The sequence below is a fragment of the Roseateles sp. P1_C6 genome (genome assembly GCF_056406315.1).
The window spans coordinates 462,452-479,633 of the sequence record NZ_JBFUAK010000004.1 but is presented as its reverse complement, the minus strand read 5'-3'; the positions used below and the strand labels follow the sequence as shown (position 1 = coordinate 479,633).

At 69.9% G+C, this 17,182-nt stretch carries 14 protein-coding genes; 2 read left to right on the top strand and 12 right to left on the bottom strand.

Going from position 1 to position 17,182, the window contains the following annotated elements:
• Position 1: 1 nt before the first annotated feature.
• The 11 genes from AC1D29_RS10960 to AC1D29_RS10910 form a co-directional block, all read right to left on the bottom strand.
• Positions 2–892, bottom strand: coding sequence for a ribokinase (locus tag AC1D29_RS10960; protein WP_477897111.1), 891 nt, complete (start codon positions 890–892; stop codon positions 2–4).
• Positions 889–2,130, bottom strand: coding sequence for a serine hydrolase domain-containing protein (locus AC1D29_RS10955; RefSeq protein ID WP_477897109.1), 1,242 nt, complete (start codon positions 2,128–2,130; stop codon positions 889–891). The genes AC1D29_RS10960 and AC1D29_RS10955 overlap by 4 nt, the downstream gene beginning before the upstream one ends.
• 5 nt (positions 2,131–2,135) lie before the next feature.
• The gene (locus AC1D29_RS10950; RefSeq protein WP_477897107.1) at positions 2,136–4,313 is read right to left on the bottom strand and encodes a TonB-dependent receptor; all 2,178 of its coding nucleotides are present in this window, start codon (positions 4,311–4,313) and stop codon (positions 2,136–2,138) included.
• A gap of 163 nt (positions 4,314–4,476) precedes the next feature.
• Positions 4,477–5,352, bottom strand: a complete 876-nt coding sequence (locus tag AC1D29_RS10945; protein WP_477897105.1) for a LysR family transcriptional regulator — start codon at positions 5,350–5,352, stop codon at positions 4,477–4,479.
• A 46-nt stretch (positions 5,353–5,398) separates the two neighbouring features.
• A complete protein-coding gene (locus AC1D29_RS10940) occupies positions 5,399–7,792 on the bottom strand; it encodes a sodium:solute symporter family protein (RefSeq protein WP_477897103.1) in 2,394 nt (797 codons plus the stop codon).
• Positions 7,789–8,682 (bottom strand): HpcH/HpaI aldolase/citrate lyase family protein, encoded by an 894-nt coding sequence (locus tag AC1D29_RS10935; RefSeq protein ID WP_477897101.1) that lies wholly within the window; start codon positions 8,680–8,682, stop codon positions 7,789–7,791. The genes AC1D29_RS10940 and AC1D29_RS10935 overlap by 4 nt, the downstream gene beginning before the upstream one ends.
• Positions 8,683–8,772: 90 nt before the next feature.
• Positions 8,773–9,012 carry a DUF167 domain-containing protein gene (locus AC1D29_RS10930; protein ID WP_477897099.1) on the bottom strand — a complete coding sequence of 80 codons (240 nt, stop codon included), beginning with the start codon at positions 9,010–9,012 and terminating at the stop codon, positions 8,773–8,775.
• On the bottom strand, positions 9,009–10,889 hold the full coding sequence (gene htpG, locus AC1D29_RS10925; RefSeq protein WP_477897097.1) for a molecular chaperone HtpG: 1,881 nt from the start codon (positions 10,887–10,889) through the stop codon (positions 9,009–9,011). Before htpG ends, AC1D29_RS10930 begins: the two co-directional genes overlap by 4 nt.
• A 69-nt stretch (positions 10,890–10,958) precedes the next feature.
• Positions 10,959–11,270: a hypothetical protein gene (locus AC1D29_RS10920; RefSeq protein ID WP_477897095.1), complete on the bottom strand. Its 312-nt coding sequence runs from the start codon at positions 11,268–11,270 to the stop codon at positions 10,959–10,961.
• Between the two features lie 13 nt (positions 11,271–11,283).
• Positions 11,284–12,408, bottom strand: a complete 1,125-nt coding sequence (locus AC1D29_RS10915; RefSeq protein WP_477897093.1) for a 3-deoxy-7-phosphoheptulonate synthase — start codon at positions 12,406–12,408, stop codon at positions 11,284–11,286.
• A 217-nt stretch (positions 12,409–12,625) separates the two neighbouring features.
• The gene (locus tag AC1D29_RS10910) at positions 12,626–13,549 is read right to left on the bottom strand and encodes a LysR family transcriptional regulator (protein WP_477897091.1); all 924 of its coding nucleotides are present in this window, start codon (positions 13,547–13,549) and stop codon (positions 12,626–12,628) included.
• 96 nt (positions 13,550–13,645) lie between these two features.
• On the opposite strand from AC1D29_RS10910, the gene metE reads away from it, so the two are divergent.
• Entirely contained in the window at positions 13,646–15,961 is a 2,316-nt protein-coding gene (metE, locus tag AC1D29_RS10905) for a 5-methyltetrahydropteroyltriglutamate--homocysteine S-methyltransferase (RefSeq protein WP_477897089.1), read from the top strand.
• Between the two features lie 74 nt (positions 15,962–16,035).
• Positions 16,036–16,806: a fumarylacetoacetate hydrolase family protein gene (locus AC1D29_RS10900; RefSeq protein ID WP_477897087.1), complete on the top strand. Its 771-nt coding sequence runs from the start codon at positions 16,036–16,038 to the stop codon at positions 16,804–16,806.
• Between the two features lie 3 nt (positions 16,807–16,809).
• Here AC1D29_RS10900 and AC1D29_RS10895 read toward each other — a convergent pair whose 3' ends face one another.
• Positions 16,810–17,130, bottom strand: a complete 321-nt coding sequence (locus AC1D29_RS10895) for a hypothetical protein (protein ID WP_477897085.1) — start codon at positions 17,128–17,130, stop codon at positions 16,810–16,812.
• Positions 17,131–17,182: the final 52 nt, after the last annotated feature.

Sequence of the window (17,182 nt, the reverse complement as noted above, 5' to 3'; positions counted from 1 at the left end):
TTCAATGGGGCTGCAGAAGGCGTTCGACGTCGGCGCGCGCCGGGATGCTGGCCTGCGCGCCGGGCTGCGTGCAGGTCAGCGCCGCGGCCGCGCAGGCAAAGCGCAGCGCCTCGGGCCAGCGGGCGCCCAGGGCCAGCTCGGCCACCAGCGCGCCGCAGAAAGTGTCACCGGCCGCCGTCGTGTCGACAACCTCGACGGCAAAGCCCGGCTGCTCGAACCAGGCGGCGCCGCAACGCGCCCGCACGCCGCGCGCGCCCAGCGTGACGGCGACGCAGGGCACGTCCAGCGACGCAATGGCCGCGTCGACGTCATGCCGGATGCCGCTGATGTCGGCCAGCTCGCCCTCGTTGACGACGAGCAGGTCCAGCGCGCCCAACAGCGCCCGTGGCAGCGCCTGAGCCGGCGCGCCATTCAAGGTCACGCTGAGCCCTGCCGCATGCGCCGCGCGCGCATGGGCGGTGACCGTGGCCAGCGGCGTCTCCAACTGCAGCAGCAGGTGGCTGTAGCGGGCCAACGGCGGCAGGTGATGCGGCGCCAGGCCGGCGTTGGCGCCCGGTGCGACGGTGATGGCGTTCTCGGCGTCGTCGGACACGCAGATGAAGGCCGTGCCGGTGGCCAGGCCGTCGGGGCGGACGATGTGGGGCGTCACACCGGCGGCGCGCAGCGAGGCTTCGAGCTCGGCGGCATAGGCGTCGGCGCCCAAGGCCAGCAGCATGTCGGTCGCGACGCCACCGGCACGCGCGCAAGCCACGGCCTGGTTGGCGCCCTTGCCGCCGGGGAAGGTCTGGAGGCCGCGGCCCAGCACGGTCTCACCGGGGCGGGGGATGCGCGGCGCGCGCACGACAAAGTCAAGGTTGGCCGAGCCGGCAACCAGGATGGCGGGAGGCTTCATCGCTCGAGGGCCTGGTAGACGAGGTTGTGGAAGGCGGCCGTGGGCCGCGGCGGGTCGGCCGCGACGCCACGGGGCAGATGCTGCATCAGCAAGATGGCCACGAGGCGCTCGCGTGGGTCGACGGTGAAATAGGTTGTCGCGGCACCGGGCCAGCCGAAGGCCCCTTCGGAACCGAGGCGGCCTCGCCTGGCCGGGTCCAGCAGCATGGACACGCCCAGGCCAAAGCCCTCGCCCGGCCCGAGGTCGTTGCCGACGTCCAGATGCCCGACCTGGTTCATGCGCATCAGCGCGACGGTCTTGGGCGACAGCAACCGGCGACCGCGCCACCAGCCCTCGTCGAGCAGCATCTGGGCGAAGCGCAGATAGTCGGTCGCCGTCGAGTACAGCCCGCCGGCGCCGCTGTCGTAGTCGCGCAGCGCAATGCCAGGGGTTGCGGCCGAGGGGCCGGGCGCCAGCACGAGGCGGCCATCGTCACCCACGGCGGTCAGGTCGGCGATGCGGTGGCGCTGGGCCGGTGGCACCGTGAAGCCGGTGTCGGCCATGCCCAGGGGCTCGAAGACGCGCTCGGCGAGGAAGCGCGCGAAAGGCCGCCCCGCCACGACCTCGACGACGCGGCACAGCACGTCGGTGTTGATGCCGTCGTAGCGGAAACGGCTGCCGGGCTCGGCCGCGAGCGGCAGCTCGGCAACCCGGCGGGCGAAGCTGGCGAGGTCGGGCGCGGCCTGCGGGTCGACGCCGGCGCCATCGGTGGCCAGGCCCGAGGCGTGCGTTAGCAGATGGCGCAGCGTCAGCGGCTGGCGCGGCGCGGCGCCGTCGCGGGCCTTGAGGCCGGCGAACTCCGGCAGATGGCGCGCGACCGGGTCGTCCAGCGTCAGCGCGCCCTCCTCCATCAGCATCAGCACGGCGACCGACGCGATGGGCTTGGTCATGGAGTAGATGCGAAAGATCGCATCCCGCGGCATCGCCTCGCGGCGCGCGAGGTCGCGATGACCGTGGGCCTGGTGATGCAGCAGCCAGCCATCGCGGGCAAGCAGCACGACAGCGCCGAGGTGGCCCGGCCCCCGCGGGCCGGGGCGGGTGTCGGCAGCGAGGAAGGCGTCCAGCCGCTGCAGGCGCTCGGCGGAGAAGCCGGCCGAGGCCGGCGTGCAGGACGGCAGCGGCGGCTCGGCCCGCACCGGCCAGGCGGCAGCGGCGGCACCGGCCAGCAACAGGCGCCGGGTCGGCTCGGGTCGGGGCACTGGCGTCAGAACGTCACCGTGTGCGTCAGCGACACGACGCGGCCGCGGCCCGAGGTGTAGTTGCGGAAACCGATCACCTGCGACCAGCTCAGCACATAGAACTTGTTGGTCAGGTTCTCGATGCCCAGCGAGGACTTGCCACCGCGGCCCCAGTCCCAGTTGGCACTGAAATCGAACAGCGTGTAGCCCTTGGTGTGCTCCTCGGCGCTGGTGCCGACGTTGAGGTCACGCGAGCTCAGCTTGGTCGCGCCCAGCGTCACGTCGGCCTGGGGCAGGAAGTGCCAGGTCGCCGATGCGCCGAGCTTGTCGGGGTTGATGTCCAGCACACCCATCTGCTTGGTCAGCGGGCCGCCGCTGGTGAACCAGGTCTTGCCCGAGGTGTGCGAGTACAGCGCCGTGAACTTCAGGTCGCGCGTGGCGCGCAGCTCGCCGGTCAGCTCGTAGCCGCTGATGTTGACGGGCTGGCGCGACAGCAGGAAGTCGTTGGTGACCGGGTCGATGGACAGGGACTGGCCGAAGTCGGACTTGCTCTTGTAGTACGAGCCGCCGAACGACCCCATCGCGCCGCGCCAGTTGAAGCCGACCTCGTTGTTCTTCACGATGACGGCCTGCAGGTCCAGAATGCCCGCGACGGACTGGCCGGGGTAGCTGATGTTGCGCAGCGGGATGCCCACATTGGGCAGCGTGAAGCCCTTGCCGCTGGAGACGAACGCCGACCAGCCGCCGCCGATCTTCCACACCGCGCCGATGTTGGGCAGGTTGGCCTTGTAGCTGAGCTTGCCGCCCTTGACGTCCACGCGGTTGCGGAAATAGGTGGTCTTGTAGTCGGCCACCTCCAGCTCGCCGTCCTCGCGGCGGAAGCCCCCCGAGATGGTCACCGGTCCGATGTCATAAGAGGCCTGCAGCCAGGGCGCCACGCTGCTGTAGTTCATCGGCGGCACCCACAGCCGGTCCGTCAGCGCCAGCCACTGGGCCGCGGTGTCATGCGTCAGGTCGACGCCGCCGCGCATCTCCAGGCCGTCGATGCCGAACACGTCGCCGTGGCTGTAGGCATTGCGCAGCCCGTACTTGCGCGTGCGCACTTCGGACTGGTCCACCAACGTGCCCAGCGGCGCGATCAGCGGGTCCTGGCGGTCGGCGCCGTTCTCGGCCGGGTAGCGCATCTTCTGGTCGGCGTAGTAGGCATCCAGCGACAGCGAGCCGCCCCACAGGTCGTTGTGCTTGTAGGAGAGCGTGCCCTGCGAGAAGTCGTTGATCTCGCTGAGCGTGCCAAACAGGCCGGGCCGCTCGGAGGTGTTGGTCGAGCCGGCCGTGCGGTCGCCGTCGACCAGGTGGTAGTTGCCCTTGCCCTCGATCTTGAACTTGGACAGCGAGGCCTGGATGCGCTGCTCGCGGTTGGCGCCGAAGTTGTAGCCAGCCTTGGCGTAGACGTTGTCGGCCCGGGAGTCGGCCACCGAGCCGCTGGTGTTCAGGCCGATGCGCCGGCCGTTGCCGTCATAGGTCATGCCGCGGTCGATGCGCGAGACGGCACCGATGAAGTCCCAGTCGTCGGCCTTGAAGGCGTAGTTGGCGCCGAGCTTCCAGCCAGCGCTGTCGTCCTTGAAGGCCGAGGTGTGGCGCGCCGTCAGCGTGACCTCGCTTCCCGGCTTGGTGGGCGCCTTGGACAGGTAGTTGATGATGCCGCCCGCCGCGCCGATGCCCTCGGAGGCCGACGGGCCGTTGATGACCTCGATGCGACCGACCAGGCCCATGTCGGTGAAGCTGGCGTTGCGCGTGCCCTCGCGCAGCGGCGAGCCCTGGGGCACGCCGTCAAACAGGCGCAGCGCGATGCGGCCGCGCAGGTTCTCGCCGGTGTTGCTCATGGCCTGGGACGACTCGGCATAGCCCGGCACCGTGCGCGACAGCACGGCCGTCATGTCGTCGGTCATGTTCAACGTGTGACCAATCTCCTCCTTGGTGATCAGCGTGACGGCGCCGGGAATCTTGTCGACGGCCTTGGGGATGCGCGTGCCGGTGACGATGACGCGCTTGAGCTCGCTGCCGTCGGCGTTGGTGTCGGCATCGGCCGCCGCCTGCTGGGCCTGGGCCCCCGCCGCGGCCAGCGCGGCAAGGACGGCCAGCGCAACGGCGCTGTACGGCGAACGTGGAATGTGGCCCTGGCCGGCCGGTGCTTGTCTCGTCATCGTTGTGCTTTCCATCGGGTCTGTGGGCGCGCCTTCTGGACGTGACGCCGGTGGGCGTGGCGTGGCGGGCGCTGGCCGCAGTCTCAGCGAGTGCGTGACAAGCTCACACCCTCGCGGCCTATGTTCAGGCCCAAGAATTTGTTGTGTGCCGATGCCTCTGGCCTCAGCCCAGGCCGGCCACGGCGCGCGCCTCGCGCAGGAAGGCCGTGACGAGGCGGTGCCGCACCGTCGCGCGCGACCACACGACGCCGATGCGACGCGGCTCGCTGGGCAGAGGCAGCGGCAGGCAGACGACGTCCAGCCCCTCGGGCCAGGGGCGCAGCCAGTCCGGCACCAGCGACACGCCCAGGCCCCGGTCGACCATGACGGCGATGGCGTTCAGCGCGTTCAGCTCGAAGCGCTCCTGCGGCACGATGCCGGCGCGCTGCAGGTACTGGTCGGCCACGCGGCCGCCCCATTGCGTGCGGTCGTAGCGCACCAGGGGCTCGCCGCCCAGCAGCTCGTGCGGGTCGCGCGCGGCCCATTTGCGCGGCGCCAGCACGACGAGCTGCTCCTCGCGCAGCAGCTCCCAGCCGCAGGTCTTGGGCAACGGGAACGGCGCTTCCAGCACGACAGCCGCGTCGAGATCGCCGGCCTCCACGGCGCGGTAGAGCTCGGGCGAGTAGCCCGGGCGGATGAAGACCTTGAGCTTGGGATGCAGGTCGACGAGGCGAGCCAGGATGTCGGGCACCAGGCCGGTCAGCGCGTTCGTGCCGGCGCCCAGGCGCAGCTCGCCGGCGGGCGTCTCGTCGGTGGCGATGGTGCTCAGGTCAGCCACGCCGCGCAGCAGCTCGCGCGTGCGCTCCAGGATGCGCGAGCCGGGCTCGGTGACATGCACCGAGCGGCCCGCTCGCGCGATCAGCGGTGCGCCGATCTCGCGCTCCAGCGTGCGGATCTGCTGGGCCACCGCGGCCGGTGTGATGTTGAGCACGCGCGCCGCGGCTGCCATCGAACCATGGTCGACGACGGCCACGAAGGTATGCAGGAACTGGGTCTCCAACGTGCGATTCCTGGCGCAGCTCTGGGGGCTGGCTTGCGCCGGAAGGTTACTCCACGTCCACGGCGTCCTGGCGGTAGATGGTCAGCCCGCGCAGCGAACGCGTCGGCACCGGGAAGAACAGACTGGCCAGGTAGCCGACGACGATGCACAGCATGATGGACATGCCCAGGTACAGGTAGGGGTGCAGCAGCTTGAAATACCAGGCCGTCGTCGTCAGCGCGATGGCCGCGGCCACGCCGATGGCCACGCCGGGGGAGTTGGCGCGGCGCGTGAACATGCCCAGCGTGTAGGCCCCCGCGAAGCCGCCGCCGAGCAGGCCGGCCAGCTCGATGGAGACGTCGAACAGCGAATGGATGTCGTAGCGCGACAGCAGCAGCGCACAGCCGACGCCCAGCAGGCCCGCGACCACCGTCATCCATTCGGCGAAGCGCACGCTGCGCGCCGGGTCGGGCGCCTTTACAAGCTTCTCGTAGAAGTCCACCGACGCCAGCGTCGACACGCTGTTCATGATGCTGGACAGCGTCGCCATCGCGGCGGCAAAGATGCCGGCAATGATGAGGCCCGTCAGCCCGCTGGGCAGCTCGGCGGCGATGAAGAGTGGGAAGGTCGCATCGATGCTGAGCAGCGGGTTCATGCGCTCCGGGTGGGCCTTGTAGAAGACGAACAGCGCCGTGCCAATGCCGTAGAAGACGACGCCCCCCGGGATCATGATGGCCGCAAAGGCCCAGATGGAGCGGCCGGCCTCCTTGGCGTTGGCGGTGGACAGCGTGCGCTGCATCAGCACCTGGTCCTTGGGGAAGGTCAGCACCACGTCGAACAGCACGAGGAACAGGAAGCCCCAGACGGTGGCCTTGCTGAGGTCGAAGCTGAAGTCGAAGACGCGGATCTTGTTCTCGGCGGCGGCCGTGCGCACGAACTCGGCCACGCCGCCGTCCAGCGACCAGACGATGAAGCCGATCGCGAACAGCGCGCCGCCCATCTTGACGACGAGCTGCACGATGTCCGTCCAGACCACCGCCTTCATGCCGCCCAGCGCCGTGTAGCAGATCGTGAAGGCGCCCATCAGCAGGATGCTCCAGGTCACCGGGATGCCGGTGATGGTGGCGATGGCCAGCGAAGGCAGGTAGAGGATGACGCTCATGCGGCTGCCGAGCTGGGTCAGCATGAACAGGCCGCTGGCCAGCATGCGGATGGCGGGGTGAAAGCGCGTCTCCAGGTAGGAGAACACGCTCATCAGGTCCAGCCGGCGCAGCAGCGGCACGATCCAGACGGCGACGAACATCAGCGCCACCACGGCGATGAGGTTGTTGGTCATGTACTGCCAGTTGGTCTCGAAGGACTTGGCAGGGATGGCGATGTAGCTGATGGAGCTGGTGTTGGCCGCGTACAGGCTGACGCCCGCGGCCCAGAACGGGATGCTGCGGCCGCCGACGAAGAACTCCGTCGTCGACTGGCGCTTCTCGCGCAGGTAGAAGTACAGGCCGATGCCCAGCATCGAGATCAGGTAGACAAAGATGACCGCCCAGTCCAGCGGCTTGAGCAGCAGCTTGCCGGATTCGATCTCCAGCGTGGCCGCGGCGCCGGCCTGGTCGCGCCACAGCCAGCCGTCCTGCCAGGGCAGCGCCTGCGCGACGCCGGGCATGTTGCCGCCGGGCAGTTCGGCCCAGGACTGCGTGATCGTCTGCCAGCTCATCAGCCGCGCCGCACCGCCGGCCGTGGGCTCGATGACGAAGAGCGCATGGGCCTGGCCGGTCGCCCGCGCCCAGGGCCCGGCCAGTCGGCCCGGCAGCACGCCGCGCGGCTCCCATCCCGCCTCGGTCGTCCAGCGCCACAGGCGGTCGGGTGCTGCGCCCTCGCCGGCCTGGGCGACGTAGACGGCGCGGGTCTGGGCGACGACGGCGCGCGGCCTGGCGCCGCCGGGCCAGCCCGGGTGGGCCTGCCAGCGCGCGTCGGCGGCCGCGAGCGGCAGTTGCAGCAGCGTGGCCTTGCCGTCGGCCGCCAGGCCGGCGAGCCACAGGCTGTCGGCCGTCAGCGTCGCCTGGGCGTCCCGCAGCGGCTGCGGCAACGGCGCCAACGCCTCGGTCGTGATGCGGCCTTGCGCCAGTTCCAGCCGTGCGACGGCACGGGTTTCGCCGTTCGCGCCCAGCAGCAGCACGGTGCGCCCGGCCGCGGTGGCCGCGCCCTGCACGGGCTGGGGCGGGGCCCAGCCCCGGCGCTGCCAGCCGGCCGCGGGTTGCGCGGGGTCGAGCAGCCAGGCCGCGTCGGCACCGAGGGCCATGACACGCCCGTCGGCCGCCGCCAGCAGCTGCGTGGCCGCGGGCACCGCCGGCAGGCTGGCTCGGCGCAGATTGACGAGGCTGTCGGCACGCGCAGCCCAGGTCAGCAGGGCCAGCAGCAGCACGAAGAGCGGCCGGCCCCAGGCAGAGATTCTTTCGGTCAAGGCTTCACTCCGCGGTGGGCGTTCAGCAGGTGGCGTGCGCGTTCGACAAACGGGGCGTCAATCATGCGGCCATCCAGCGCGACGACGGCGCGGCCCTCGGCCTCGGCCCGGCTGGCCGCGGCGACGACGCGCTCGGCCCAGGCCAGCTCGGCTGCGCTCGGGCCGAAGACCTCGTTGGCCGGCGCGATCTGGCGCGGGTGGATGCAGCTCTTGCCGGCAAAGCCCAGGCGCCGGGCCATCAGCGCCTCGGCGCGAAAGCCGTCGACATCGGCCAGGTCGGGGTAGGCGCCGTCATAAGCCGGCACGCCCGCCGCCGCCGCCGCCATGCGCATGGCATGCAGCGTTGCATGCACGTTGGCAGCGTCGTGGCGCGCGATGCCCAGCGGTTCGTAGAGGTCGGCCAGGCCCAGCTGCAGGCCCACGACGCGCGGATGCGCCGCGCCGATGTCGGCCGCGCGGCTGAGCGCCATGGCGCTTTCGATGTTGACGAGCAGCCCGACCGACGTCGCGCGACCGGCAGCGACCTCCAGCGCCAGCAGGCGCTCCGCCGCGTGCCGCACATCCGCCGCGGACTCGGCCTTGGGCAGGTTGACGCAGTCCAGGCCCGCGCCGACCAGCGCCTGCAGGTCGGCCTCGAACCAGGCGCTGCCCAAAGCGTTCACGCGCACGATGAGCAGCGGCCGGCGCGGCAGCGCCGCGGCACGCGCCACGGCGGCCGCGACGTCGACCCGGGCCTGCGCCTTGGCCTCGGGCAGCACCGCGTCCTCGAGATCGAAGGAGAGTGCGTCGGCCTCGCTGCTCAGCGCCTTGTCGAACAGGTCGACCCGCACGCCCGGCACGAAGAGCTTGCTGCGGAAGTGGCGTTGGCTGGCGGACGGCGGGTGAAGCATGCGCGGCAGTGTGGTCGAACAACCCGCTGCGCAAACCTCGGCTCCGGCATCTTCAATCGATAGTTTTGCTTGCCCCTGGCGCGCTGCGCGCTAGGAGCCGCCGGTCTCCACGCGCACGCGCTTGAAGCGCGAGCCGCCGCCGCTGTGGATGCTGACGGCGGCCTTCGCGCAGCCGAAGCGTTGGGCCACCAGCGCGATCAGCTCGGCGTTGGCCTTGCCGTCCACCGGCGGCGACTTCAGCCAAGCGGTCCAGGTGCCGTCCGGCTCCTGGACCAGCTCGGACCGCGACGATCCGGGCTTGGCCTTCAGCTGCAGCGTCGTGGTGGTCAACCGGTGAGCAGCGCGTTGACGCGGCGGACGTAGGCAGCCGGGTCTTCCAGGTGGCCGCCTTCAGCCAGCACGGCCTGGTCGAACAGCACCTGGGCCAGGTCGTCGAAGTGCGCGCTGCCGTCCAGCTTCTTGACCAGCGCGTGCTCGGCGTTGATTTCCAGCGTCGGCTTGCTCTCGGGCGCGCTCTGGCCGGCCTGCTTCAGCAGGCGCGCCAGGTGGCCGCTCATGTCGCCCTCTTCCACGACGATGCAGGCCGGCGAGTCGACCAAGCGGGTCGTCACGCGCACGTCCTTGGCGCGGTCCTTCAGCGCGTCCTTGAGCTTGTCCAGCAGCGGCTTCAGGCTCTCGGCGGTCTCGTCGGCCTTCTTCTTCTCGTCCTCGTCCAGCAGCTTGCCCAGGTCGACGGCGCCCTTGGCGACGGACTGCAGCTGCTTGCCTTCGAACTCGTACAGGTGGCTGAGCATCCACTCGTCCACACGGTCCACCAGCAGCAGCACTTCGATGCCCTTCTTGCGGAAGATCTCCAGCTGCGGGCTGTGCTTGGCGGCGGCCAGCGAATCGGCGGTGATGTAGTAAATGACGTCCTGGCCGTCCTTCATGCGACCGACATAGTCCGCCAGGCTCACGTTGGCGTCGGCATGCGTGGACGCGAAGCGGAACAGCTTGGCCAGGCGCTCCTGGTTCTGGTGGTCTTCGCCGATGCCCTCCTTCAGCACCTGGCCGAAGTCGGTCCAGAAGGCCGCGTACTTGTCCTTGTCGGCCTGCTCCTCGCTGTTGGCCAGGCTTTCCAGCATGCCCAGCACGCGCTTGGTGGAGCCCTCGCGGATGGCCTTCACATCGCGGCTTTCCTGCAGCAGTTCGCGGGAGACGTTCAGCGGCAGGTCGGCCGAGTCGATGACGCCCTTGACGAAGCGCAGGTAGACCGGCATCAGCGCCTCGGCGTCGTCCATGATGAAGACGCGCCTCACGTACAGCTTCACGCCGCCGCGCTTGTCGCGGTTCCACAGGTCGAACGGGGCCTTCTGCGGGATGTAGAGCAGCTGCGTGTACTCGCTGCGGCCCTCCACGCGGTTGTGCGTGTAGGCCAGCGGCGCCTCGCTGTCATGGCTGATCTGCTTGTAGAACTCCTCGTACTGCTCGGGCGTGACTTCGCTCTTGCTGCGGCTCCACAACGCCGAGGCCTTGTTGACCGGCTCCCACTCGTCCTTCACCACCTGCTTGGCGGCGTCGGCGTCCCACTCTTCCTTCTTCATCAGGATGGCCAGGGAGATGTGGTCGCTGTACTTGCTGATCGTCGACTTGACGCGCCAGGTCTTCAGGAACTCTTCCTCGCCGTCGCGCAGGTGCAGGATGACGTCGGTGCCGCGGCCCGGCTTGGTGATGGTCTCCAGCTCGTACTCGCCGGTGCCCTCGCTGCTCCAGCGCACGCCCTGGTCGGCGGGCAGCCCGGCGCGGCGGGTCTCAACGGTGATGCGGTCGGCGACGATGAAGCCGGAGTAGAAGCCCACGCCGAACTGGCCGATCAGCTGGGCGTCCTTCTTCTGGTCGCCTTCCAGCTTGGCCATGAACTCGCGCGTCCCGCTCTTGGCGATGGTGCCCAGGTGGGACGCCGCCTCGTCGGCGCTCATGCCGATGCCGTTGTCGCTGATGGTCAGCGTCTTGGCGTCCTCGTCGAAGCTGACGCGCACTTCCAGGTTGGGGTTGTCTTCAAACAGCGCCGCGTTGTCCAGCGCCTCGAAGCGCAGCTTGTCGCACGCATCGCTGGCGTTGCTGACCAGCTCGCGCAGGAAGATCTCCTTGTTGGAGTACAGCGAGTGCGTGACGAGATGCAGGATCTGCTTGACTTCGGCCTGGAAGGCGTGGATTTGCTTGGTCATGGTGAGGTGTCCATCAAAACAAAACGCGGCCTCAGGTCGGGCCGCGCGGCAGGAGTTCAAGTGGGGGCGTCAGTAGGAAACCGCAAGCCTGGGCACATCGATCTTGATGAGGGCCTTGGACAGCGAGCCGGCCGCGGCGCGGGCGTAATCCAGCGCCCAGGCCTCGTCGGCGAACGCGGCCGGGCCGGCGGCCAGCGCGATGCCCACGAGCTTGTCGGCCAGCAACACCTTGCCGGAGCCGCGCAGGGGCTCGCACTCCAGGCGGACGAAGTTCTCGTCCAGCCAGCGGCGCGCCGCGTCGTAGCTCAACACCTCGGCGCAGTCGAGCTGCAGTTCGATGGGCGCGATGGCCTCGAAGATGACGGTGATCCGGGCTTGCATGGCCCGGATTGTGTCAGCGCCCGGCCTTGACCGCCTCGGACAGCACGTCCAGCACCGCCAGCGAGTCGTCCCAGCCCAGGCAGGCGTCGGTGATGCTCTTGCCGTATTGCAGCGCCGCCGGGTCGTCCTGGCCGGGCGTGAACTTCTGGGCGCCGTCGTTCAGGTGGCTCTCCACCATGACGCCGAAGATGCTCTTGCCGCCCTCGCGCATCTGGCCGGCGATGTCGCGCGCCACGTCCAGCTGGCGCTGGTGCTGCTTGCTGGAGTTGGCGTGCGAGCAGTCCACCATCAGGCGCTGCGGCAGCTTGGACTTGGCCAGGTCAGCGCAGGCCGCGGCCACGCTCTGCGCGTCGTAGTTGGGCGCCTTGCCGCCGCGCAGGATGACGTGGCAGTCGGCGTTGCCGCGTGTCTCGACGATGGCGACCTGGCCGTTCTTGTGCACGGACAGGAAGTGGTGGCCACGCGCCGCGGCCTGGATGGCGTCGGTGGCGATCTTGATGTTGCCGTCGGTGCCGTTCTTGAAGCCGATGGGCGCCGACAGGCCCGAGGCCAGTTCGCGGTGCACCTGGCTTTCGGTCGTGCGCGCACCGATGGCGCCCCAGGCGATCAGGTCGCCGATGTACTGCGGCGAAATCACGTCCAGGAACTCGCTGCCGGCCGGCACGCCCAGGCGGTTGATCTCCAGCAGCAGCTGGCGGGCGATGCGCAGGCCCTCGTCGATGCGGTAGCTCTCGTCCAGGTAGGGGTCGTTGATCAGCCCCTTCCAGCCCACCGTCGTGCGCGGCTTCTCGAAGTAGACGCGCATGACGATTTCCAGCGTGTCGGCGTACTTCTCGCGCTCGGCCTTCAGCCTGCGGGCGTATTCCAGCGCCGCGGCCGGGTCGTGGATGGAGCAGGGGCCGATGACGACCAGCAGGCGGTCGTCATCGCCGCTCATGATCTTGCGGATGCGCTGGCGGGTGCTGCTGATCAGGCCCTCCATCGCCGTGCCGCGGATGGGAAAGAAGCGGATCAGGTGCTCCGGCGGCGGCAGCGGCGTGATGTCGAGGATGCGCTCGTCATCGGTGGCGCTGGTCTTGTCGTCCTGGGAGTACCAGCGCTGGGCTTCGGGTTCGACGGAAGAGACTTTGGCGTTCATCGTGGGCACCTCTGAAATGAAAAAACCGCCGGGCTTTGGAGGCCCGGCGGTTTGTAGGGAGTCTGGGTTCAGCGCGCGCGCTCAGGACTCTCCACCGCCGGGGCGGGGAAAAAACCAAAAGCTAAAAAATGCGGCGCGGGACATGGGAGCGGAATCTAGCACGCTGGCCGCGGCGCGGTTTCGGCGCCGCGCAAAGCAGCCATCGCGCCGCGCGACATCACAGCAGGCTGACTCCCGCCAGATTCAGCAGCGAGGTCTCGCGCATGATGCGCACGAAGTCGGCCAGGAAGGGCTTGGCCGCCAGCGCTGGCGTGCTGACGGCATACAGCCGCCCCGTCAGCCCTTGCTCGCCGATGCGCTGGCGCGCGACGTAGCCGCGCGACAGATAGCCCTCCACCGCCCACAGCGGCAGCGCCGCAAAGCCGCGGCCGCTGGCCACCAGCTGCAGCATCGCCACCGTCAACTCACTGGTGCGCCGGGGCGGCGTGATGCCGGCGGGCTGCAGCACGCGGCGCACCAGGTCCAGCATCTCATCGGGCACCGGGTAGGTGATCAGCGTGTGCTCGGCAAAGTCCTGCGCGTGCAGCCAGGGCTTGGCCAGCAGCGCATGGCCCTTGGGCAGCAGTGCGACGATCTCGAAGCTGAACAGCGGGTGCACGACGACCCCGGTCTCGTCGGCGTCCACGTCCGACACGATGGCCAGTTCGGCGCGGTCCTGGTGCAGCAGGCCCACCGGGTCGGCCTGAAAGCCCGAGACGATGTCCAGCTCCACCTCGGGCCAGCGGCCGCGGAAGGCGTCCATGGCCGGCATCAGCCAGTCGAAGCAGGTGTGGCATTCGACGGCGATGCGCAACTGGCCGGCCGAGCCGTCCACCAGGCGGCGCGCGTCGCGGTCGGCCTCGTCGATCTGCGGCAGCACCTGGTCGGCTAGCTTCAGCAGGCGCTGGCCCACCGCGCCGAACACCAGCGGGTTGCTCTTGCGCGCGAACAGCTCGGCGCCGTAGTGCTCCTCCAAGCCCTTGAGCTGGTGGGACAGGGCCGACTGCGTCAGGTTCAGCAGCTGCGCGGCGCGCGACAGGTTGCCGGCTTCGCGCAGCGCGACCAGCGTGCGCAGATGGCGCAGTTCCAGCGGGGCACGCATGAACAGAACTCGTAATGATTCAGAAAAGGTTTCGTTTGAATCATAGTCAGCAATTGCCGATCATCACGAATCTGATTCAACACAAACAAATTCAACGTGATCAAGACTCATATCCTGGGCTTCCCGCGCATGGGCGAGCAGCGCGAACTGAAGACGGCGCTGGAGCGCCACTGGCGCGGCGAGATCGCCGCCGATGCGCTGGAAACCCAGGCCGCCGAGCTGCGCGCCCGGCACTGGCGGCTGCAGCGCCAGGCCGGGCTGGACCACGTCACCGTGGGCGACTTCGCGCTCTACGACCATGTCGCCAACCTGATCCAGTTGCTCGGCTGCGAGCCGACACGCTTCGGCTTCACCGGCCGGGAGACGCCGCTGCAGCGCTACTTCGCGATGGCACGCGGCACCGCGACGCACCCGCATGCCGACGCCTGCGGCTGCGGTGCCTCGTCGGGCGACGGCGCACCGGCGCTGGAGATGACCAAGTGGTTCGACACCAACTACCACTACCTCGTGCCCGAGTTCGACAGCGCCACGACCTTCAGCCTGAATCCAGAGCGGCTGCTGGCCGAGGTAGACGAAGCCATCGCGCTGCCCGCCAGCCCCAAGGTCGCGTTGCTGGGCCCGGTGAGCTTCCTGTTCCTGGGCAAGAGCAAGCAGGATGGCTTTGACCGCCTGACGCTGCTGGAGCGGCTGCTGCCGGCCTACGAACAGCTGCTGACCCGGCTGGCCGCCCGCGGCGTGACCTGGGCGCAGCTGGACGAGCCCATCCTGGGCCTGGACCTGGACGCCGCGTGGCAGGCCGCCCTGCGCCAAGCCTATGCCCGCCTGGCCAGGACCGACCAGCCGGTGCTGCTGGCGACCTACTTCTCGCCGCTGGGCGATAACCTGGCGCTGGCCTGCGAGCTGCCCGTGGCCGGCCTGCATGTCGACGCGGTGCGCGCGCCGCAGGAGCTGCTGGCCGTCGCGCTGCGCCTGCCGGCGCAGCGTGAGCTGTCGGTCGGCATCATCGACGGCCGCAACATCTGGCGCAGCGACCTCGACCGGGCGCTGCAGCTGCTGAACCAGGCGCGCGAGCTGCGCGGCGGGCGGCTGTGGGTGGCGGCGTCGTGCTCGCTGCTGCATGTGCCCTTCAGCCTGCGCCACGATCCGGCGCTGGACACCGAGCTGCAGGGCTGGCTGGCCGGCGCCGTCGAGAAGCTGGACGAGTTGCGCCTGCTCAAGCGCGCGCTCTGGGAGGACGAGGCCGGCACCGCACAGGAGCTCACCCGATCCCGCGCGGCACGCGCCTCCCGCGCAGACAGCCCGCGCGTGCGCAACCCGGCCGTCGCCGCCCGCCTGGCCGCGCTGCCGGCCGATGCCGACCGACGCCGCTCGCCCTTCCCCACGCGACAGCTCGCGCAGCGGCAGCGCCTGCGCCTGCCGGCCTTCCCGACGACAACCATCGGCTCCTTCCCGCAGACGGCCGAGATCCGCGCCGCCCGCGCCGGCTTCAAGCGTGGCACGCTGGATGAGCCGGCCTACCGCGCGGCGATGCAGCGCGAGATCGCGCTGGCCGTGCGCAAGCAGGAGGCACTCGGGCTGGACGTGCTGGTCCACGGCGAGGCCGAGCGCAACGACATGGTGGAGTACTTCGGCGACCAGCTGGCGGGCTTCGCCTTCACGGCCAACGGCTGGGTGCAGAGCTATGGCTCGCGCTGCGTGAAGCCGCCGGTGCTGTTCGGCGACGTGTCGCGGCCCCAGGCGATGACGGTGGACTGGACCGTCTTTGCGCAGGACCTGACGGACAAGCCCATGAAGGGCATGCTGACCGGCCCCATCACCATCCTGCAATGGTCCTTTGTGCGCGACGACCAGCCGCGCGCCGACACGGCGCTGCAGATCGCACTGGCCATCCGCGACGAGGTGGCCGACCTGGAGGCCGCCGGCATCGCCGTCATCCAGATCGACGAGCCCGCCATCCGCGAGGGACTGCCGCTGCGCCGGGCTGGCTGGGGCGACTACCTGGCCTGGGCCACGCGCGCCTTCCGCGTGGCCGCCAGCCCGGTGCGCTACGACACGCAGATCCACACCCACATGTGCTACTCGGAGTTCAACGACATCCTGCCCGAGATTGCGGCCATGGATGCCGACGTCATCACCATCGAGACCAGCCGCTCCGACATGGAACTGCTGCGTGGCTTCGCCGACTTCCGCTACCCCAACGAGATCGGCCCGGGCGTCTACGACATCCACTCGCCGCGCGTGCCTGACGCGGCGGAGATGCTGCGCCTGCTGAAGAAGGCCGCCGCCGTCATCCCGCCCGAGCTGCTCTGGGTGAACCCCGACTGCGGCCTGAAGACGCGCGGCTGGCCGGAGACCGAGGCCGCGCTGAGCCACATGGTGACGGCCGCGCGCGAGCTCAGGGCCCACGCCTGAGGGCAGCGGGCTTGCCCGCTTGACCTCATGCAGCGCTTGCCGGCCAATGCCAGTCATCAGACAGGAGACAAGCCATGCAACGACGCCATGCCCTCGGGGCGGCCATCACCGGTCTTGCGGCCACGGGCTGCGCCACGACGACCGCGGCCGCCGTGCCCTTCACGGTCGCCCAGCCAGCCGTGCCCATCGCCGGCAGCAACGAGCTGTTCCCGGTGCGGCGCATCTACTGCATAGGCCGCAACTACGCAGCGCATGCCCGCGAGATGGGCTCGGACCCGACGCGCGAGCCGCCGTTCTTCTTCCAGAAGCCCAGCGACGCGGTGCAGTTCGTCGCGCCGGGCGGGCTGACCCTGCATCCCTACCCGCCGCTGACCAAGAACTACCACTACGAGCTGGAGCTGGTCGCGGCGCTGCACCGGGGCGGCAGGAACGTGCCGGTGGAGCAGGCGCTGAACCTGGTCTATGGCTACGCCGTGGGCCTGGACATGACCCGCCGCGACCTGCAGCGCGGCATGGGCGACCAGAAGAAGCCCTGGGAGATCGGCAAGAGCTTCGATCGCTCCGCGCCCATCGGCCCCATCCACCGCGTGGCCCAGGTGGGCCACTTCACGCAGGGCGCCATCACGCTGAAGGTGAACGGCGTGACCAAGCAGGACGCCAACCTGAACCAGATGATCTGGAACGTGGCCGAGCAGATCGCTCAGCTGTCCCAGGCCTTCGAGCTGATGCCCGGCGACATCATCTTCAGCGGCACGCCGGAGAACGTCGGGCCCGTGGTGCCCGGCGACCTGATGGAAGGCAGCATTGCCGGGCTGCCGCTGCTCAGCGTCAAGGTCGTGGCCTGACGCCTAGCGGGGACTGGACGCGCCCGAGGCCGGCGAACTCGCCGCGGCCCCGGCGCGCGTGCCGTCGCCCCCCGTGGGTTGGATGGGCGCGCTGCGCGCCCCGCCCGTGGCCTGACCCGCCGTGAGCGCGCCGACCGCGGGCGGCGCATCCGCATGGTCGGAGGCGCCGCGCAGATCGGTGCTGGGCGTGACCTGGGGCCTGGTGTCTGACGACGGCGTCGTCGTCGGCTCCGGCGGCGGCGTCTGCTGGCGGCAGGCCGCCAGCGAAGTCACGGCGATGGACGCCACCAGCGTCACGGGCAACAGGTAGGCAGAGATGGGCATGCTGGAGTCCTCCTGCACGCCAAACGCGACGGTGCAGGCGCGTGCAACCTGC